Source organism: Mycobacterium sp. (assembly GCF_049585075.1).
In the GTDB taxonomy this organism is placed as follows: domain Bacteria; phylum Actinomycetota; class Actinomycetes; order Mycobacteriales; family Mycobacteriaceae; genus Mycobacterium.
Window position 1 is genome coordinate 1 of sequence record NZ_JBAUZA010000216.1, and the last position, 17,904, is coordinate 17,904.

General features: G+C 65.0%; 22 protein-coding genes. 2 read left to right on the top strand and 20 right to left on the bottom strand.

Features of this window, described 5'->3' with window-relative positions; all coding sequences use genetic code 11:
- The 20 genes from WB785_RS10480 to WB785_RS10575 form a co-directional block, all read right to left on the bottom strand.
- The coding region (locus WB785_RS10480; RefSeq protein ID WP_424078958.1) for an NAD(P)H-dependent oxidoreductase subunit E at positions 1-361 on the bottom strand (361 nt) is incomplete at its 3' end.
- Positions 358-1,686 (bottom strand): NADH dehydrogenase (quinone) subunit D, encoded by a 1,329-nt coding sequence (gene nuoD / locus WB785_RS10485; RefSeq protein WP_424078959.1) that lies wholly within the window; start codon positions 1,684-1,686, stop codon positions 358-360. The genes nuoD and WB785_RS10480, both read right to left, overlap by 4 nt.
- Positions 1,686-2,426, bottom strand: a complete 741-nt coding sequence (locus tag WB785_RS10490; RefSeq protein ID WP_424078961.1) for an NADH-quinone oxidoreductase subunit C — start codon at positions 2,424-2,426, stop codon at positions 1,686-1,688. Before WB785_RS10490 ends, nuoD begins: the two co-directional genes overlap by 1 nt.
- The gene (locus WB785_RS10495) at positions 2,423-2,977 is read right to left on the bottom strand and encodes a NuoB/complex I 20 kDa subunit family protein (RefSeq protein ID WP_424078963.1); all 555 of its coding nucleotides are present in this window, start codon (positions 2,975-2,977) and stop codon (positions 2,423-2,425) included. The genes WB785_RS10490 and WB785_RS10495 overlap by 4 nt, the downstream gene beginning before the upstream one ends.
- 8 nt (positions 2,978-2,985) lie before the next feature.
- Positions 2,986-3,363, bottom strand: a complete 378-nt coding sequence (locus WB785_RS10500; RefSeq protein WP_424078964.1) for an NADH-quinone oxidoreductase subunit A — start codon at positions 3,361-3,363, stop codon at positions 2,986-2,988.
- A 295-nt stretch (positions 3,364-3,658) separates the two neighbouring features.
- The gene (locus WB785_RS10505) at positions 3,659-4,060 is read right to left on the bottom strand and encodes a hypothetical protein (protein ID WP_424078999.1); all 402 of its coding nucleotides are present in this window, start codon (positions 4,058-4,060) and stop codon (positions 3,659-3,661) included.
- A 53-nt stretch (positions 4,061-4,113) separates the two neighbouring features.
- Positions 4,114-4,650 carry a YceI family protein gene (locus WB785_RS10510; RefSeq protein WP_424078965.1) on the bottom strand — a complete coding sequence of 179 codons (537 nt, stop codon included), beginning with the start codon at positions 4,648-4,650 and terminating at the stop codon, positions 4,114-4,116.
- 66 nt (positions 4,651-4,716) lie between these two features.
- Entirely contained in the window at positions 4,717-5,109 is a 393-nt protein-coding gene (locus WB785_RS10515; RefSeq protein ID WP_424078966.1) for a nuclear transport factor 2 family protein, read from the bottom strand.
- 11 nt (positions 5,110-5,120) lie between these two features.
- On the bottom strand, positions 5,121-5,459 hold the full coding sequence (locus WB785_RS10520) for a DUF6285 domain-containing protein (RefSeq protein WP_424078967.1): 339 nt from the start codon (positions 5,457-5,459) through the stop codon (positions 5,121-5,123).
- Positions 5,459-6,391, bottom strand: coding sequence for a catalase family peroxidase (locus WB785_RS10525; protein ID WP_424078968.1), 933 nt, complete (start codon positions 6,389-6,391; stop codon positions 5,459-5,461). Before WB785_RS10525 ends, WB785_RS10520 begins: the two co-directional genes overlap by 1 nt.
- A 15-nt stretch (positions 6,392-6,406) precedes the next feature.
- Positions 6,407-7,354 carry a phosphotransferase family protein gene (locus WB785_RS10530; RefSeq protein ID WP_424079000.1) on the bottom strand — a complete coding sequence of 316 codons (948 nt, stop codon included), beginning with the start codon at positions 7,352-7,354 and terminating at the stop codon, positions 6,407-6,409.
- A 35-nt stretch (positions 7,355-7,389) separates the two neighbouring features.
- The gene (locus WB785_RS10535; protein ID WP_424078970.1) at positions 7,390-8,628 is read right to left on the bottom strand and encodes an acyl-CoA dehydrogenase family protein; all 1,239 of its coding nucleotides are present in this window, start codon (positions 8,626-8,628) and stop codon (positions 7,390-7,392) included.
- Positions 8,629-8,639: 11 nt separating this feature from the next.
- Positions 8,640-9,266: a TetR/AcrR family transcriptional regulator gene (locus tag WB785_RS10540; protein ID WP_424078971.1), complete on the bottom strand. Its 627-nt coding sequence runs from the start codon at positions 9,264-9,266 to the stop codon at positions 8,640-8,642.
- Positions 9,266-10,162: a hydroxymethylglutaryl-CoA lyase gene (locus WB785_RS10545; RefSeq protein ID WP_424078972.1), complete on the bottom strand. Its 897-nt coding sequence runs from the start codon at positions 10,160-10,162 to the stop codon at positions 9,266-9,268. Before WB785_RS10545 ends, WB785_RS10540 begins: the two co-directional genes overlap by 1 nt.
- Positions 10,159-11,367: a CaiB/BaiF CoA transferase family protein gene (locus WB785_RS10550; RefSeq protein WP_424078973.1), complete on the bottom strand. Its 1,209-nt coding sequence runs from the start codon at positions 11,365-11,367 to the stop codon at positions 10,159-10,161. The genes WB785_RS10545 and WB785_RS10550 overlap by 4 nt, the downstream gene beginning before the upstream one ends.
- Entirely contained in the window at positions 11,364-12,539 is a 1,176-nt protein-coding gene (locus WB785_RS10555) for an alpha/beta fold hydrolase (RefSeq protein WP_424079001.1), read from the bottom strand. Before WB785_RS10555 ends, WB785_RS10550 begins: the two co-directional genes overlap by 4 nt.
- Positions 12,540-12,547: 8 nt before the next feature.
- A complete protein-coding gene (locus tag WB785_RS10560) occupies positions 12,548-13,642 on the bottom strand; it encodes a homogentisate 1,2-dioxygenase (RefSeq protein WP_424078974.1) in 1,095 nt (364 codons plus the stop codon).
- 272 nt (positions 13,643-13,914) lie between these two features.
- Complete coding sequence (locus WB785_RS10565) at positions 13,915-14,886, bottom strand: NADPH:quinone oxidoreductase family protein (RefSeq protein WP_424078976.1); 972 nt, start codon at positions 14,884-14,886, stop codon at positions 13,915-13,917.
- A gap of 30 nt (positions 14,887-14,916) precedes the next feature.
- Positions 14,917-15,915, bottom strand: a complete 999-nt coding sequence (locus WB785_RS10570) for an acryloyl-CoA reductase (RefSeq protein ID WP_424078978.1) — start codon at positions 15,913-15,915, stop codon at positions 14,917-14,919.
- Between the two features lie 17 nt (positions 15,916-15,932).
- On the bottom strand, positions 15,933-16,616 hold the full coding sequence (locus tag WB785_RS10575) for a TetR/AcrR family transcriptional regulator (protein ID WP_424078979.1): 684 nt from the start codon (positions 16,614-16,616) through the stop codon (positions 15,933-15,935).
- Between the two features lie 57 nt (positions 16,617-16,673).
- On the opposite strand from WB785_RS10575, the gene WB785_RS10580 reads away from it, so the two are divergent.
- Positions 16,674-17,228: a pyridoxamine 5'-phosphate oxidase family protein gene (locus WB785_RS10580; RefSeq protein WP_424078981.1), complete on the top strand. Its 555-nt coding sequence runs from the start codon at positions 16,674-16,676 to the stop codon at positions 17,226-17,228.
- Entirely contained in the window at positions 17,183-17,896 is a 714-nt protein-coding gene (locus WB785_RS10585) for an amidohydrolase family protein (protein WP_424078983.1), read from the top strand. Before WB785_RS10580 ends, WB785_RS10585 begins: the two co-directional genes overlap by 46 nt.
- The last annotated feature ends 8 nt before the right edge of the window (positions 17,897-17,904 follow it).

Consider the following 17,904-nt stretch of genomic DNA (forward strand, 5'->3'; position numbering starts at 1 on the left):
CGCCGACTAAGTACTCGCCGGTCGGCCCGCGCCGATACATGGTGTAAAAGCTCGCCACCGCCGCGACTTCGGCGCCGGTCAGTCCGAGCTGTTCGCCGCAGAATTCCAAAGCGGCCGGTGTCACGTAGCCGTCCTCGGCCTGCACCAGGTGCAGCAGCGGCAGCAGCGCTGAGCGCGGGCTGGGGTAGCGGCCGATGATCTCCTTGGCGTCGACTTCCAGCCGGTTCTGCACCTCGGGCGGATAGGACTCCGGCGCGCCCTCGACGACGAATTGGCCCGGCTCTTCAGGCGGCGGGCCCAGCCGGATGAACACTCGTTCGCCGCTGGCGCCGACGGCCGGGGTGTATGGTCCGCTGCTCATCGGTCGACACCGCCCATGACCGGATCGATGCTGGCCACCGCGGTGATCACGTCGGCGACCATGCCGCCCTCGCACATCGCGGCAACGGCCTGCAGGTTGGTGAACGAGGGATCGCGGTAGTGCACCCGGTAGGGCCGGGTTCCGCCGTCGCTGACCATGTGCACGCCCAACTCGCCGCGAGGCGACTCGACTGCCACGTACACCTGACCGGCCGGCACCCGGATGCCTTCGGTGACCAGTTTGAAGTGGTGAATCAGCGCCTCCATCGAGGTGCCCATGATCTTGGCGATGTGCTCCGGCGAGTTACCCAGACCGTCCGGTCCGACTTTCAGGTCGGCCGGCCAGGCGATCTTGCGGTCCGCCACCATGATCGGGCCGGGTCGCAACTTGTCCAGGCACTGTTCCACGATCTTCAGCGACTCCCTCATCTCTTTGACCCGAATGATGTAGCGCGCGTAGGAATCACACGTGTCGTCGGTGATCACGTCGAACTCGTAGTTCTCGTAGCCGCAATACGGATCGGTCTTGCGTAGGTCGTAGGGCAATCCGGTCGCCCGCAGCGGAGGTCCGGTCACACCAAGCGCGATACACCCGGTCAGGTCCAGATACCCCACACCCTGGGTGCGGGCTTTCCAGATGTAGTTGTCGTTGAGCAGGTTTTCGATGTCGTTGAGCCGATGGCTCAGCAGCTTGACCAGTTCCGGGATTTCGCGCAGGGCGTCTTCCGGCAGATCCTGGGCCAGTCCGCCGGGCCGGATGTAGGCGTGGTTCATCCGCAAGCCGGTGACCATTTCGAACAGGTTCAGGACCAGCTCGCGTTCCCGGAACCCGAGGAACATTGCCGTCATCGCGCCGAGTTCCATGCCACCGGTCGCCAATGCGACCAGGTGCGACGAGATCCGGTTGAACTCCATCATCATCACCCGGATGACGTTGACGCGTTCCGGGATTTCGTCGGTGATCCCGAGCAGCTTCTCCACACCGAGGCAGTACACCGCCTCGTTGTAAAACGGTGACAGGTAATCCATTCGGGTTACGAACGTGACGCCCTGGGTCCAGTACCGGTACTCCAGGTTCTTCTCGATCCCGGTGTGCAGGTAGCCGATTCCGCACCGGGCGTCGGTGACCGTCTCACCTTCGATCTCCAGGATCAGCCGCAGCACGCCGTGGGTCGACGGGTGCTGCGGTCCCATATTGACGACGATGCGTTCACCGGGTTCGCCTTTGCGAGCCGCCTCGACGATCTGTTCCCAGTCCTGACCGACGACGGCCACCAGGGTTTCTCCGCCGCTGCCCTCGCCGTTGGGGGTAGTGGTGTCGCTCATCAGTTGTAGGCCCTCCGCTCATCGGGCGGGGGAATCTGCGCGCCCTTGTACTCCACCGGGACGCCGCCGAGTGGATAGTCCTTGCGTTGCGGATGTCCTTCCCAATCGTCGGGCATCTCGATGCGCGTCAGCGACGGGTGCCCGTCGAAGATGATGCCGAAGAAGTCATAGGTCTCACGCTCGTGCCAGTCGTTGGTCGGGTAGATGCCGAACAGCGACGGAATGTGCGGATCACTATCCGGCGCAGCCACTTCCAGGCGGATTCGACGGCCGTGGGTTATCGACTTGAGCGGATATACCGCGTGCAGCTCGCTTCCGGTTTCGTGCGGGTAGTGCACTCCGCTGACACCCAGGCACAATTCGAAGCGCAGCGCCGCGTCGTCGCGCAGTCGACCGGCGACCTGCGGCAGCAGCTCGCGGCGCACGTGCAGGGTCAGTTCGTCGCGGTAGACCACGACTTTCTCTACGGCGTCTTCGAATTCGACGCCGTCGGCCTCCTTCAGCGCCGCGGCCAGCCGGTCGACAACCTCGTCGAAGTACCCGCCGTAGGGCCGGGGACTGCCGTCGTCGATCGTGATCTGACGCACTAGTCGTCCGTATCCCGACGTGTCGCCGGTGCCGCGGACGCCGAACATGCCTAGGCGAACGTCGATCACCTCTTTGTCGGATTGGTCGGCGGGAACGGGCGGTCCGCCCACCTCGGTGGCTGCTCGCTTGGGGTCGTGATCCGGTGAGCTCATCGCAGCAGTCCGCGCATCTCGATGGTCGGCCGGGCGGCGAGTGCCGCTTGTTCGGCTTCGGCGATGGCCAGTTCGCGGTTGACCCCCAGCGGCATCTCTTGAATCTTGTCGTGCAGCTTGAGGATTGCGTACAGCAGCATCTCCGGGCGGGGCGGGCAGCCGGGCAGGTAGATGTCTACCGGTACGACGTGGTCCACGCCCTGAACGATCGCGTAGTTGTTGAACATCCCGCCTGACGATGCGCACACGCCCATCGCGAGCACCCATTTCGGTTCGGCCATCTGGTCATAGATCTGGCGCAGCACCGGCGCCATCTTCTGACTGACACGGCCGGCCACGATCATCAGATCGGCCTGCCGGGGTGTCGCCGAAAACCTCTCCATGCCAAAGCGCGCGATGTCGAATCGCGGGCCGGCGGTGGCCATCATCTCAATCGCGCAACAGGCCAATCCAAACGTTGCCGGCCACAACGAGTTCTTGCGGAAGTAGCCCGCCAGCGTTTCGACGGTCGTCAGCAAGAAACCGCTCGGCACTTTCTCCTCTAGGCCCACGTCTTACCTCACTCCCAGGTCAGGCCGCCGCGGCGCCATACATATGCGTAGGCCACAAAGACCGTGAGCACGAACACCACCATCTCGACCAGTGCGAATAACCCGAGCTTGTCGTAGCTGACCGCCCATGGGTACAGGAACACGATTTCGATGTCGAAGACGATGAACAGCATGGCGGTCAGGTAGTACTTCACCGGGAACCGCTGCCCGCTGCCTGCGTGCGGCGCGTTGGCTGGCTGGTCGCTGGGTTCGATCCCGCATTCGTATGCCTCGAGCTTCGCCTTGTTGTAGCGCTTCGGGCCGGTGATCTGCGCGAGTGCGACTGAGCCGAGCGCAAAAGCAGCGGCGATCCCCCCAAGCACCAGGATGGGTAGGTACAGATTCATGCCGCGAAGACGCTCCCTCACTGTTCATCGATTGGGCGCTGACTGTGAGCGCAACCACAGCCTAGCGATCGTGTGTAGTCCCGCGCTCAGCAGTCTAGATGTGACCTCAGCCACAGCCGGATCGGTGGTCGGCCAGCCGACGCATGCGGTGAAGACGCGAGTCTGTCTGGACCATGAAATGCTCAGAGCACAAACACATTTCGCTTCTCGGCGGACGAAGTGGTGTCCGTGCCGCAGCGTTCATCCAGCTGCCCACCACGGAGCTGTCAGGTTGCGCTCAGGATCCGATGATCAGCTAATGCACCGCAGGGCGCAGCAACTCCAGCACCGTCCGGCTCAGCCGAATCGGGTCGATCGGCTGCGAGACCGCTGCCTCGGCGCGTGACCAGCTGGCCAGCCAGGCATCGTCGCGCCGCCCGGTGAGCACCACGATCGGCGGCCCCTGCGCAATCTCGTCTTTCAGCTGCTTTGCGATGCCCATCCCGCCTTCTGGGGTGGCTTCGCCGTCCAGGATCGCCAGATCGATGTTTCCGGCGTCTACCTGCTGGATGACCATCGGACCAGTGGCCACTTCGACGTAGCTGAGCTCGGGCAAATCCGGGTGTACCCGTTTGCCCAACGCCAGCATGACGTCCTGTCGGGTCTTGGCGTTGTCGCTGTAGACGAGGACCCGCAGCGGGCTGGTGGCAGACACGATGCAGATGGTACTGCCCGGCGACGATGCGGGCTGCTAGCAGGCTCGCCGCGCCGCTACGCCGGCGTCCGCACGAAGCACATGTCTGCCGAGGCTGTGGCGGTCTCGCCGATCATGCCGACCCGGTTCCAGTCGAGGTTGAACTGGGCCCTGTTGACCTCGGTTTTCGCCGATAACCGCACCGAGCCGTCGTCCAGCACGATGACACGGACCGGTAACTGCACCGGCGCGGTGACCCCCTTGATGCTCAACGTCGCCTGCAAATCAGCGGCGTTACCGGTGGTCGGTTGCACCGCGGTGACCGCCACGCTGATCTCCGGAAAGCGCTCGACATCGAAGAAATCGGCCGACCGCAGGTGCTCGTCGCGTTTGCCGATTCCGGTACGCAACGACGCCGCCTGGATGTCAAGGCGGCCGAAGATGGCACCTTTGCCGGTGATCTGGCCGTCGGCGTTGAAGTCGGTGAAGCGGCCTTTGACGCTGATCAGGCCCCACATGTTCTTGATCCTGAAGCTGATCGTGGATCGATCGGCAACCAGGTTCCATACCCCTGCGGTGTCAGGGTCGTTCAGCAGTGTTTCCACAGTGGTCATCTGCGCCGCTCCTCCTCATCGCTTCCCTCTGCATCGTCGACGCCGCGGGTCACGGCACCTCCACGGTTAGCTCATCAGCGGCGCGAGTTCAGCTGGGTCGAAGTACTCGTCGATACGGCTGATCAGGGCGTTGTCTCCCAACTTAATCACGATGCACACCCGCAAAGCGATCAATGCGCCGTCGTGGCCGGTGGCGTGCAGGATGTGCTGCTGGACGAAACCGCTGACCGCACCGTGGAACAGCTGACGGTCGAGGATCTCATAGCGGCGTTGCGTGGTGACGCCGATGAACCAGCGGAGCACCTTCAGCGCTCGTTCTTTGTCGTTGTCGCGGCGCGCCCCCGCCCGCCACACCGCGATGTCGTCGTCGAATAGCTGCTCGAGCGCGGCCTCGTCGCTTCGCTCGATTGCCGCGAACAGTTGATCGGCGACGTCGACGATGACTTCGGCAGCGGGCATGGCGTATCTCTCTATTCGCTCTGGTAACCGGGGTGCGCAACGGAGAGACGGTGGCTGACCAGCGCACGCAGCGCCGATTTCAGCTGGTCGGTGCAGCCGTCCAGATCTCCGGCCCGGATGGCGGCAGCCAGCTGCGCTTCGTCGTCAAACCCGATGTCGGCCAGCGCATCGGTGACATCGTCGGCCGAACCGGCGAGCAGTTCGCGCTCGACGATGCGCAGCACGTTCGCCGCGACCCGGGCGTGGAAATTGACCTGGCCGCTAGTCGACTCGCGGACGTCGGTCTCGAGGAATTCGGCGACCGCGGCGACAAGTTCAGCCGCGGTCGGACGGCCATGCCCGGACGTCATCAGGTCGCGGGTGCCTCGGGACCGCGATCTACTCCGGTGCGCAGCTTCACCGAGGCCGAGTAGGCGAGCGAACGGAATCGCAGCACCGGATCATCGGAGGGTTCGATGCCGTCGGTGACGCGCATGGGGTCGAACACGACGATGTCGTCGCCGTGCTCGCGTTCGGTGTCGATGCCGGTGATCTCGAGGGTGCCCACGGTGACGGTCTGGGTGCTGCGCCATGGTTTGGACGGATCGACGGTCGAATCGCCGTCCGCCGCGACCTGGACTTGGTAGGAGAACCGGACCGGTTCCGACGCCAGGCGCTCGTCGAGTTCGTCGATCAGAAAGTTCGCGCTCTTCTCCGCCGCGACCCGCGGCGGCAGAAACTCTTCGTCGGCAGCCGGAACCAACTGGTAACGGACGAACCGCGCGCTGCCGTCGGCGGCGATCCAGCGGAAGGCGTGCAACCCGTAGTACTGAACGGTGCCATAGCTCGCGGGCACCCTGTTGGCGGCGCGCAATATCGGCAATGCACCGAAGAAGCCGGGATGGGTGGCGATGTAGCCGGCGAGACGCAGCGGCGTGGTAATACCGGGACGCATCGCGCGCAGTAGAGCCACGAAGCCGTCGGGTGTGCTGGACGCGAAAAGCCTTGCAGTTTGGGTTGATACGTCTGTGGTCGACCCATCTGGCAGCGTGAACTTCACCGCCATTCCGCGTATTCCGGGCGCATTGTCTCGCACCGCCGGATTGCCTGTGCCGTTGGAAAACCGGATCAGCGCGGGCACAGCCTCACCGCTCAGGTGTGCGGCGCGGGAGAGTTGGGCGGCCTCGGCGGTGGCAGTGAATGTCCCGCGGTACAGCTTGCCCTTGGCATGCAACGCCCGTTGCCCGGGCTGAGCCCCGCCGGTGCCACGGATTGCGTCGATTGCATCATCAGGAGTGACCACAGCGGAATCCTAAGGTCAACCGGTCTGCAGTGCGGTGTTGTCGAGCAAGTCGAGCAGGTCCCACTCGGTCTCGCAGACTCGACGGCCGATCGCCGCCAGCTCCACCGAGCGGTTCTGCCCGCTCAAATGACGCTCGGCTTGGTAGCGGCAAATGACACCCCAGCGCAGGGTCGCGAGCACCAACCACCAGTGAAACGCCTCCCGGTCGACGGTCGCCCCGCCGGCCTGTTGGTAGGCGGCGAGAAAATCCTCGACACTGCCTAAGCCGCCGGCGGCGCGGGCGGCCGGAGCGCCGAACCGCCAGGCGCGGATGCAGAACCAGGCCAGGTCTTCGTAGACCTCGCCGATCTGCACCAGCTCCCAGTCAAGCACCGCGGCCAGCGTGGATCCGTCGACGATGAGGTTGCCCATCCGGTAGTCGCCGTGCACCAGCACGGTGGGCGACGGCGCTGGCCGGTTGGCGGCGAGCCATCGAAAGGCCCACTCGAAGGTGGCGGTGGTGTCGTTCATGGCATCGAGTCGTTGGCGCCATTCGTCGAGTTGCTCCACGTGAGTCAACCCTGGGAGGTTCGAGTCGGCCCGGTGGATGGCGGCCAGCGCCTGCGCGCACTGCCCCAGTAGCCGTGCCCGGCCGGTTGCCCCCCCATCTTTATCGAGCGTCCGCTGAATGCGCCGGACGATCGTCTCGCCCTTGATCTCGTCACAGATCAAAAACGGATTGCCCAGTGCAGCAGGCGAATCGTCGGCGACCAGAACGTGGGGGACCGGCGCGCCGGTGGCCGCGGCGGCGGCCTGAGCGCGGGCTTCCAGCTCCATTCCGGCGTGCACGTCGTCGGGCGGCCCGATGCGCAAGATCAGCGACCGGCTGGCCTCGCCGGTGACGGCGTCGAATGCCCACGTTGTTCGGCTGGCGCCACCGGTCAACGCACGCAGGTTGTCGATCGCGACGTTGCCGCCCAGCATCGGGCCCAACACCGCGGGCAAGCTGTCCTGCAGGCTCACTTTTTGCCGAATTTGAACAGTCGTTGCGCCACCCGGCGGATCTGGATCTCCTCGGCGCCCTCGGTGATTCGATACCGGCGGTGGTGACGGTAGATGTGCTCGAACGGCTCGTGACGGCTATAGCCCAGGCCGCCGAAGACCTGCATAGCGCGATCGGCGGCGTCGCAGACCAGTCGGTTCGCGCGATAGTTGGCCATCGACACTTTGTCGGACACCTCCATGTGGTGGTCGCGGTCCAAGTGCCAGGCCGCGTACTGCACCAGCAGTCGCACCATCTGGGCCTCGGTCTGTAGCTCGGCCAACGGCCACTGCACGGCCTGATTGACCGCCAGTGGTTTGCCGAAAACCGTACGTTCTCCGGCATATTCGGCGGCTCGGTCGATGCAGTATTGCGCGGCACCCAGACTACTGGCTGCTTGCCGAATTCGGTTCTCGTGCAAAAACGTTTGCGCAACCTCGAGCCCGCGATCGACCTCACCGAGGACCGCGTCGGCGGGCACCCGCACATCGTTCAGCTCGACTTCGCCGTGATCGGTGGGCATGTTGAACGTCCACCAGTAATACGGGACGCTAAATCCGGGTGTGTCGGTCGGGACCAAGTACGCGGTGATGCCCCGAGCCTGCCCCGCCTCGCCGGATGTGCGGGCGAAGATCAAGTCATGCGTGGCACGGTGCACGCCGGTGTTGAACCGCTTGGAGCCGTTGATCACCCACTCGTCGCCGTCGGGTTTGGCGTGCGTTTCCAGCCACGTCGCATCGGAGCCGTGCCGCGGCTCGGTCAGCCCGAAGGCCATCGAGCGTTCCCCGGTGATCAGGGCCTCCGACCACAGCGCGCGCTGCGCGTCGGTACCGAAGCGCTCCATCATGATCACCTGCGGGAAATTACCGACGATCGACGACTCGTTCTGCAAGTCGTTGTGCAGGCCAAGACCCTTGTGCGCCAGATGCTCCCGGATCACGGCCATGTCGACGTTGGTACCGTCGCGGCCGCCCAGCGATGCCGGCAGCCCGTAGCGCAGCCAGCCGGCCTTGTCGGCGCGCCGGCGCATCTCGGAGAGCAAATCCTCCCACTCCCGGGTCGGGATGCCGTCGTTGTCCCAATCGGTGCGGGCGTGTTCGCGACGCTGGTCGAAGTACTGCATGTGCTCGGCCTGCAGCGGGGCGATCTCACGCTCGATGAACGCGTCCATGTCGGCGAGCAGCCCCGGAAGGTGTTCTGGCAACGTGAAATCCATCTGTGATCTCCTTAAGCGCCGTACAAGGTTTTCTTCCAGACCGTCGACAAAGTCGCGATGGCGTCCTCGTCGCTGATGTCCAGGCCCAAGCCGGACGGTCCCGCGACCACCGTGGTGAAGTTCTCGAACAACAACGCAATAGCGGCCGCGACGTGCTCGGGATTGAGGTCTGATGCATAGCCGTGCTGTTGAGCGCGTCGCACCGAGGCGGCGACGATATCCATGCCGAACCGCCGAAATTCATTTTGGACGGCGGCGAACCGCTGCTGGGTTGCCGCCAGTTGCGCGACCGCGATCATGATCCCGATGTTCTGCTTGAACATGTTCCAGTAACCCGTGACCACGGAGGTGAAAAAGGCGTCGTCGTCGTCGGGTGAGTCGGGCAGGTGCAGGCTCGACCCCGACGGCGTCACGACGTCGTGCAGGAAGGATTCGGCCAAGGCGGCCAGCAGGTCTTCCTTATCGCCGAAGTACCGGTAGAACACCGCCGCAGATTTCCCGGCCGCCGACGTGATATCGGCCAGCGTTGTACCGTGAAAACCCCGCTCGGCGAATAGCTTTCGGGCAGCCTGCTCGATGGCTGCCTGGGTCTGGCGGCCCTTTGCGGTCAGCGTCCGCGTTGCAACCGGGGTCGTCATCAGGCTCTGATCCGGTCACCGGCTCGAAGCAGAGCACCCGGCAAGTCATGGCCGACAGCTGATCTCGCCACGTTCGCTGCGGTGATGGCCGCCTGCAGGTCGATGTCGACATCGATGTCGCTGTCGCGGAGCAGGTACACCAGGTCCTCGGTGGCGATGTTGCCGGTGGCGCCGGGAGCGAACGGACAGCCGCCCAGCCCGCCGACCGATGCGTCCAGCCGGGTGACTCCGGAGCTGACTGCGGCGTATGCGCTGGCCAGCCCGGCACCACGGGTGTTGTGGAAATGTCCGCCCAGCGGAAGCCCGTCGATCACCGGACGCAGCTGTGCGATAAGCGAACTCACTCTTGCCGGCGTCGTGGTTCCGATGGTGTCGGCTATAGAGAACCGGTCGACGCCGCGATCGCGTGCTGTTGCGGCGATGTCGACGACGCGCTGGGGCGGAGTGGGTCCCTCGAACGGGCAGTCCCATGCGGTGGCGACGATGACCTCGACGGTGACGTCACTGTCGTGGGCGATAGCGACGATCTCGTCGATCTGATCGGTGGCCTCCTTACTGCTGCGCCCGACATTGGCCGTGCTGAACGCGTCGCTGGGCGACACCACGTATTCGATCGAACGTAGCCCGGCCGCGACGGCCCGCCTGGCACCATTGGGGCTGGCTACCAGCGCGGAGAACGCGATGTCGGGGTAGTTGCGCAACTCAGCCGCGAGCTCGGCGGCATCGGCCATCGACGGCACCTTCGTTGGGGAGACGAACGCGGTGGCCTCCACCTCGCGCACCCCGGTAGCGGCGACGGCCGCCAGCAGTTCCAGCTTGGCCGACAACGGGATTGGCTTTTCGATTTGTAACCCGTCGCGCAGCGACACCTCGCGAATATCGACGTGGGTTTTCATAGCACCTCCTCGGCGCGCAACTCCTCGAGTTCGTCGTTGGTCTTGCCGAGCAACCCGATGTAGACGTCGTCGTTGTGTTGTCCGGGCCGCGCCGGGCCGGCGTTGCGAACACTGCCGGGAGATTCCGAGAGCACCGGCACGACTCCGGGACCCAGAACGGGCCGCCCGAGCCGCTCATCGTAATGCTCGACGAGCATGTCGCGGGCGCGCAACTGCGGATCGTTGACCACTTCGGCGACGGTGTTGATCGGGCCCGCGATCACGCCTGCGGCGGACAGGGTTTCGATGATCTCGCTGGGCCCGCGCTCGCCGGCCCAGGCGCCGATGATTTTGTCCAGTTCGTCTTGGTTGCGCCCGCGGGCGCCGTGGGTGGCGAACCGGTCGTCGCTCGCGAGCTCCGGGCGCCCCATCGCTCGGCAGAGCCGGGCGAACACGGTGTCCTGGTTGGCGGCGATCACCACCCAGGAGCCGTCGGCGCTGCGGTAGATGTTCGACGGTGCGATGCCCTCCAGGCGAGTGCCGGAAGGGCCGCGTACTACACCGCCGGCGTCGTAATCCGGGATCGTGGATTCCTGCACCGCCAAGCATGATTCGTTCAACGCAACGTCGACGACCTGGCCGTGGCCGGTGACGCTGCGGCGATAGAGCGCGGCAAGCGCCCCCTGAGCTCCGAACATTCCGGCTAGGCTGTCGCCCAGGGACAGCGCCAACCGGGGCGGTGGTCCACCCGGGAATCCGTTGAGGTGCCGCAGCCCGCTGGCTGCTTCGGCCACCGAGGCGTAACCGGCCTTGTGTGCGTCGGGCCCGGTCTGCCCGTACCCCGACACCCGAACCAAGATGATGCCCGAGTTACGTTGGCTGAGAACGTCGTAACCCAGGTTCCACTTCTCCAGGGTGCCCGGCCGGAAGTTTTCCACCACGATGTCGGATTTCTCGACCAGATCCAAGAACAGCTCACGGCCGCGCGGGCGGCGCAGGTCCAACGTGATGCCCTTTTTGTTGCGCGCATGCACGGTCCAGAAAACGTGGTGTCCGTCGACTTCAGCCTGTCCCCAGGTGCGCAACGGATCCGGTGCGCCCGGAGGCTCCACCTTGATGACCTCGGCGCCCATGTCGCCGAGCAACCGGCCGGCGAACGGGCCGGCGATCAGCGTGCCGAGCTCGAGCACTCGGATGCCGTCCAGCGGTCCGTTGGGAGGTGTCATTCTTTGCTCGCGAAGTCGTGGCGGACCAGCCAGTCGGTGACGACCTCGACCGCGGTCCGCAGTTTGTCGCGTTGATCCGGGCCAGCGTAATAGTGTGTGGCGCCGGAGATTTCATGGATCTCTTTATCCGGATGGCCAATCGCCTCGAACAGCCGTCGGGTGTGGCTCGGTGTGCAGGCATCGTCGGCCAGGTTGCCGATCACCAGCGCCGGCACCGCGATGTCCTGGCCGCAGGCCACCCCATCGCCGTGCGCATCGTCATAACTCCATTGCGAGAGCCAACTGCGCAGGGTGGAGAACCGGGCCAGGCCGACCGGGCTCATGTTCACCACTTGAGGATCGCCCAGATAGCAGGTTCCCGGAGTACGTTCGTTCGGATCGACATTCGGATCCAACCAGCGCGGATCGGCCATCGTGCCGTGCACGACGAATCCGAACTCGTCATCGGGACGGACGCCGGCCTTCAGCTCGGCCAGTTTGGCCTTCACCCAGGCGGTGATTCGGCGGTTGCGGCTGATCTGCGCTTGCCGATAGCGGGCCAGGAACTCTTCGCTGTAGGGCGGTTGATTGGGGTTGCCCGGGTTGTAAAGGTCCAGTTCCGGGTCGCGGTTAGTGGGATCCGCCTCGTCGAGAATGGACGCATCCAGCCATTCGGTCAGCGTGCCGTGCCGGCTGATGTGCGCGGCCAGCAGCATGATGCCGTCGGCGGCGGGCAGATCAAGCTTGGTGAGATCGGGCCCATCACCTGACGGGCTCGACGTGATCGTCGGGTGCTGAGCCTGCTGCTGATAAAAAACCGACAGCGACCCGCCGCCACTCCAGCCGGCCAGCACCACCTTGTGATAGCCGAGACGTTCCTTGGCGTCCCTGATTGCCGCGCCGAGGTCCTCGACCACCTTCTCCATCAGCAACGCCGAATCGGTGCCGCGGAACCGGCTGTTGCAGTAGATGACGTGGTGACCGGCCCGCGCCAGCGCATTGATCATCGGCAGGTATGCGCCGCCGCCGATCGGATGCATGAACACCAGCACGGTGTCGGATGGCTTGTCTTTCGGCTTGAGCAAATAGCTTTCCAGGACGGTGATCTCGGCCAGCCCGCCGTAGACGTCCCGAACTCCGGAATTGTTCTGGAAAGCAACGAGATAGGGGATGCGGTCGTAGTCGTGCTTGATCGCTGTCGTCATGAGTGCTGTCCTAGGTCATGGGCCAGCACCTCGGCTGACGGGGTCAGTCGCCGACGGGTGTCGACGGCGATCACTTGCCAGTCGACGCGGGAGTATTCGTCGAATTTGCGGCGGGCCCGCTCTCGCGCCTTCTCCGGCGCCCCGTGGTGAATCCCTTGCGGCGCATGGCTAATCAGCCCCGGTGGCATCGGTATGCCATATAGCGAACCGCCATGGAAGAACGCGATCTCGTCGTAGTCCACGTTGCGGTGATACCACGGCGCGCGTTCGGTGCCCGGAACACCTTCGGCGGGCTTGGGCAGGAAGTTCATCACGTACACGCCGGTGGCCTGCATGAACAGGTGCACGGTCGGCGGCAAGTGGACGCTGTCGGAAGTGATCACGTTGTAGTCGGCGATATTGAAGGTGAACGCGAAATTGTCGCCACGCCACCCTTCGACGTCAAGCGGATTGTGTTGGTAGAACAGCGTTGTCGGGCCGCCCTCGTGGACTAGTCGGACCTCGTACTCGTCGCGCCCATCGTCGTCCAGCGGCTTGGGCTCGGGGATGACGGCCTGCGACGGGTCGAAGGGGAAATGCCGGCCCAGCGAACCGGGCGGCGGCACGCGGAACTCGTCGCTGGCCTCGATCATCACCCACGTGGATTCGGCATCGGGCAGCTGGCGCCAGGTGCACGCCTTGGGGATGTACACCCAGTCGCCCTGGCGGTAGGGCAGCGGCCCGAACTCGGTTTCCAAAAGACCCGTGCCCTGGTGCACAAAGCACAGCAGATCACCGTCGACGTGTCGGGTGTAGAACGGCATCGACGCCTGCCGGCGGGATAGTGAAATGCGGCAGTCAGCGTTGGCGAACATCAACAGCGGCCCGCCGTTGGCGTCGGCGGCGTCGCTGGGCTTGAGATCGCTGGACAGCACGTCGATGGGGCGCAGCGGACCCTGCGACCGGTACGCGGTGGGGTCGTGGCGGCGATACATGTTGGCGGTTCGGCCGGTGAATCCACCGCGGCCCAATTCGTCGTCCTTCACCCCGTCGAGGTCGGCGTGGAGCCGGCGTGGCGTTTTTCCTTTGCGCAGGTGAATGAAGGATTCCATGACGGCTCCAGGGTTTGCGGCAGCTAGAACTAAAAGTGACGTTACTTTTTCTTTCTAGTGGGCGCAAGGGTTGTCGACGATGCCGTCTGACCAGACTGCACGCGGGTTGTCACACCCGTCACAGCGGTCCCCAGGAGAGGCGATATCCGTTGTGCCCGCCTCATAGCGACAAGGTCGGTGGACCCACCCATCGACGCCCCGGTTGTCGCTCGAAGGCGGGCAAACATCCGACTCCTGCTCTGCAGAGGCTTGTGTGGCAGATGCGTTTTTCGTCAGTCGCGAACGCGCAGGACGACTTTTCCTTTGGCGGTGCGGTTCTCCAGCGATGCGATCGCGGCGGCGGCCTCGTCCAGCGGGTAGACCACCGGCTGCGGAGCAGCCAGCCGACCCGAGGCAAGCAGCCGCTCGAGGTCGGCCCACTGCGCGGTGAGCGCGCCGGGATGGGTGCCTGCCCAAGCTCCCCAGCCGACACCGACCACGTCAATGTTGTTGAGCAGCAGCCGATTCACCTTCACCGTGGGTATTTCGCCGCCGGTAAACCCGATAACCAGCAGCCGTCCGCCCGGAGACAGCGAGCGCAGCGAGTCGGTGAACCGGTCGCCGCCGACGGGATCGACCACCATGTCGACCCCCCGGCCGTCCGTCAATTCCTTTGCCGCGTCTTTGAATCCGTCGGCCAGCACGACGTCAGTCGCACCCGCTGCCGTCGCGGTCTCGGCCTTGTCTGCACTGCCGACCACCGCAATCACCCGGGACGCCCCGAGTACCGGCGCCAACCGCAGCGTGGACGTGCCGATACCGCCGGCCGCCCCGTGCACCAGCACGGTCTCGCCGACCTGCAGCCGGCCTCGGACCGTCAGCGCGAAATACATGGTCAGGTCGTTGAACAGCAGGCCGGCGCCCGCCGTGAAGCTCACGTTGTCCGGCAGCTTGAACACTCGATCGGGCGCTAGCACCGCGACTTCGGCCATGCCGCCGGTGAGCATCGTCAGGCCGACAACTCTGTCTCCGGGACGAACATGGGCGTCGTCGGGCGCCGACCGGACCACCCCGGCGATCTCGGCGCCCAGCACGAACGGCGGATCAGGCTTGTACTGGTAGAGACCGCGGGTGAGTAGCGCATCCGGAAACGCGGCTCCCGCCGCGTGCACTTCGACGACGACGCCGTCGCCGGTCGGTTCGTCGATTTCGCCGACCTCGACCGCGTCCGGACCATCAAGTCGAGTCAGCTGTGCTGCGCGCATAGCCGAAGCCTACTGGCGGACCCGGCCCGCTCAGAAGCCGCCGGCCACGCGCACCACAGCGCGACCGGAGAACCGTCCCGCCCGCACCTGGTCGATGACGCCGACCACGTCTTTGACGTCGACGTCGGTGGTGATCGTGTCGAGATGCCGCGGGCGCAACGAGTCACCCAGACGTGCCCACAGCTCGCGGCGCGGGCCGATCGGCATCTGGACGGAATCCATGCCCAGCAACGCGACGCCGCGCAGGATGAACGGCAGCACGGTGGTGTGCAGTGCGGGGCCGCCGGTCAGCCCGCTGCAGGCCACCGCGCCGCCGTAGTCGACGGCGCTGAGCACATCGGCCAGCGTCGCGCCGCCCACGCAGTCCACGCCGGCTGCCCAGCGCGCTTTGGCCAGCGGCCGCGGCTTGGCGTCCGGGTCAGCGGGGAGCCGACCGATAACCTCTGCGGCGCCAAGGCCTTTGAGTCGCCCGGCGGCTTCAGCCTTGCCCGTCGAGGCCACCACGTGAAAGCCCGCGCCGGCAAGCAGGTCCACGCTGATCGAGCCGACGCCGCCGGTCGCTCCGGTCACCACGACCGAACCGGCGCCGGGTGGCACACCCCAGTCGATGAGCGCCTGCACGCTCATCGCCGCGGTGAAGACCGCGGTGCCGATGGCCGCGCCGTCGCGAGCGCTCAACCCGTCGAGCCGCACGACCTGATCTGCGGGCAGCCTGGCGTATTCGGCGTAGCCGCCATGGTGGCCGGTGCCGATCTGGTACCCGTGCGCGACGACCGCGTCGCCGGCTGCGAAGTCGGGTGACTGCGAATCGACGACCTCGCCGGTCAAGTCGATGCCCGGTACGACGGGGTAGTCGCGCACTACACCGCCACCGGGCGTCAGTGCCAGCGCGTCCTTGAAGTTGACGCTGGAGTACAGCACCCGGATCGTCACGTCGCCGGGCGGCAGGTCTTCCGGACGGAAGGTCTCGATGCGTGCGCTGACCTGGTCGCCATCTTGATGCGCGACGAGTGCTTGAAACGTGTCCATTCTTCGAAGCTAACCCCTTAGCCGCTGCGCCGCTTACCTTTTCCTCGGCGCGGGTCGCGTTGAAGCTCCTGAGTCAGGCCATCGACGATCAGTTCGAGCCCAAACGCGAATTCGTCTTCCAAGGGCACGGGAAGGCTGTCGGCGACTTTGACCGTCGCCGGGAACTGGCGTGGGTCCAGGTCATGGAAGACCTGCGCCAGCCCGGCGTCGTCGAGGTCGCTGCGAGTACTGCTGAGCTGGATGGCAAAACCCAGCGTGTAGCGGGCCAACGTCGCGTAGGAGAGGGCCGCGAGCGCGGGCGGGAATCCATTGTTGAGCAAGAGTGCGATGAGGCGTTCCCGCGCGGCCATGGCGTTCGGGCCGATTGGCACATCCTCGGCCAGTAGCGGAGCCACATTTGGGTGCTGGCGTAGCGCCTCAAACATGGTGTGGGCGACCGTTTTACATGCCTCCGGCCAAGGCATTGTGCTGAGCTGTGCGTCGTCGATATCGACGGACCCAGACACCAGGTCAACGACGTGGGCGATGAGTTCCGCCCGGCTGCTGAAGTGTCGATAAAGGGTGGCTGTTCCCGAATCCAGCCGCTGCGCCAGCGTTCGCATCGACAGAGCGTCGGCACCGTGGTCGTCGACGATCTGCAGGGCAGCCGTGACGATCCGATCGAATGGGATGCGTGGCCGGCCGGGGGAAAGTTGGGTCACCGGGCAAGTATGGCGGCACTTGACAAGGATGGCAATAACGGCAACACTGTATCCATTATGTTGTTACCCCTTGCAACGGAGCCATTCACGGCTCCCACCGACCGCGACATGTTGCCTTCGGAGCGGCGGACTTTCGTCCGCACTCACCGCACTTGCGTGTACGGCTACCGGCGGAAGAACGACGGGCCGGCAATGTCGATCGTGTACTACATTCCGACCGATGACGACGAGCTGCTGGTATCGACGATGGCCGGACGCGGCAAGGCGCGCGTCGTTGCCCGAGACGGCAAGGTGAGCCTTTGTGTGCTCGATGAGCGTTGGCCGTTCGCCTACTTGCAGGTGTATGCCGACGCGACGATTGAGCGCGACCGTGACGTCGTCGTCGATGTGATGATGGCCGTCGCGGGACGGATGTCGGGTCAGCCGCTCGGTGAAGAGGCTCGTCCATACCTTGAAGCGATGGCTGCCAAAGAGGATCGGGTCGTCGTGCGCTGCCGGCCTTACGCCACTTTTGCACAGCCGCCGCGACATCTCCACCGCAACGATCAGGAAGAGCAAATCACTCATTGGATTTCGAGCACGGTGCCCTGGGACACGCCGGACCCGGCCTGAACACGATGACCGGCATCCTGCTGCGCGGTGCCACGGTGATCACGATGTCGCCGAGCCGATCCGATGCAGAGCGCGTCGATATCCTGATCGAGGACGGCCGGATCAGTGACATTGGCGAACCCGACGCCCCCTACGCTGAAACCGTCGACCTGTCAGGGCGCATCGTCATCCCCGGCCTGGTCAATGCGCACCTGCACACCTGGCAGGGCGCGCTGCGTCACGTGGGCGCCGACTGGACACTGTTGGAGTACCTGCAGCGAATGCATGCCGACATTGCCCCGTATTACACTCCCGACGATGTCTACATCGGCAATCTCGCGGGTGCACTAAATCAAATTAGCTGCGGCACAACCACACTCGGTGACTGGTGTCACAACAACGCCACGCCGGAGCACACCGATGCGGCAGTAGAAGCACTTCAGAGATCCGGGATCCGTGCGGTCTTCTTGCACGGAACGCCAAATCGAGACTCCGATGCCGCGCATCCGCTGGAAGAGATCGACCGACTGCTCGAAGGCCCCACCTACGCGATTGCCGGCGCCGACGGATTGTTCATCGCCAAGGAGATCGGCGGCGACGCGGTGGACTTGCTCGAGCTGTTCGAGCTGCATGCTCAGGCGCTTTACGACACCGCACTGCGCCTGATAGCCGAAGGCACCGGCCAATGACTTTGACA

Excerpts from the sequence above, each read along its gene's own strand:
- nuoD (WP_424078959.1), bottom strand. The coding sequence starts at position 1,686 with ATGAGCGACACCACTACCCCCAACGGCGAGGGCAGCGGCGGAGAAACC.
- WB785_RS10490 (WP_424078961.1), bottom strand. The coding sequence starts at position 2,426 with ATGAGCTCACCGGATCACGACCCCAAGCGAGCAGCCACCGAGGTGGGC.
- WB785_RS10500 (WP_424078964.1), bottom strand. The coding sequence starts at position 3,363 with ATGAATCTGTACCTACCCATCCTGGTGCTTGGGGGGATCGCCGCTGCT.
- WB785_RS10510 (WP_424078965.1), bottom strand. The coding sequence starts at position 4,650 with ATGACCACTGTGGAAACACTGCTGAACGACCCTGACACCGCAGGGGTA.
- WB785_RS10515 (WP_424078966.1), bottom strand. The coding sequence starts at position 5,109 with ATGCCCGCTGCCGAAGTCATCGTCGACGTCGCCGATCAACTGTTCGCG.
- WB785_RS10520 (WP_424078967.1), bottom strand. The coding sequence starts at position 5,459 with ATGACGTCCGGGCATGGCCGTCCGACCGCGGCTGAACTTGTCGCCGCG.
- WB785_RS10530 (WP_424079000.1), bottom strand. The coding sequence starts at position 7,354 with ATGCTGGGCGGCAACGTCGCGATCGACAACCTGCGTGCGTTGACCGGT.
- WB785_RS10535 (WP_424078970.1), bottom strand. The coding sequence starts at position 8,628 with ATGGATTTCACGTTGCCAGAACACCTTCCGGGGCTGCTCGCCGACATG.
- WB785_RS10540 (WP_424078971.1), bottom strand. The coding sequence starts at position 9,266 with ATGACGACCCCGGTTGCAACGCGGACGCTGACCGCAAAGGGCCGCCAG.
- WB785_RS10545 (WP_424078972.1), bottom strand. The coding sequence starts at position 10,162 with ATGAAAACCCACGTCGATATTCGCGAGGTGTCGCTGCGCGACGGGTTA.
- WB785_RS10550 (WP_424078973.1), bottom strand. The coding sequence starts at position 11,367 with ATGACACCTCCCAACGGACCGCTGGACGGCATCCGAGTGCTCGAGCTC.
- WB785_RS10560 (WP_424078974.1), bottom strand. The coding sequence starts at position 13,642 with ATGGAATCCTTCATTCACCTGCGCAAAGGAAAAACGCCACGCCGGCTC.
- WB785_RS10565 (WP_424078976.1), bottom strand. The coding sequence starts at position 14,886 with ATGCGCGCAGCACAGCTGACTCGACTTGATGGTCCGGACGCGGTCGAG.
- WB785_RS10570 (WP_424078978.1), bottom strand. The coding sequence starts at position 15,915 with ATGGACACGTTTCAAGCACTCGTCGCGCATCAAGATGGCGACCAGGTC.
- WB785_RS10580 (WP_424078981.1), top strand. The coding sequence starts at position 16,674 with ATGTTGTTACCCCTTGCAACGGAGCCATTCACGGCTCCCACCGACCGC.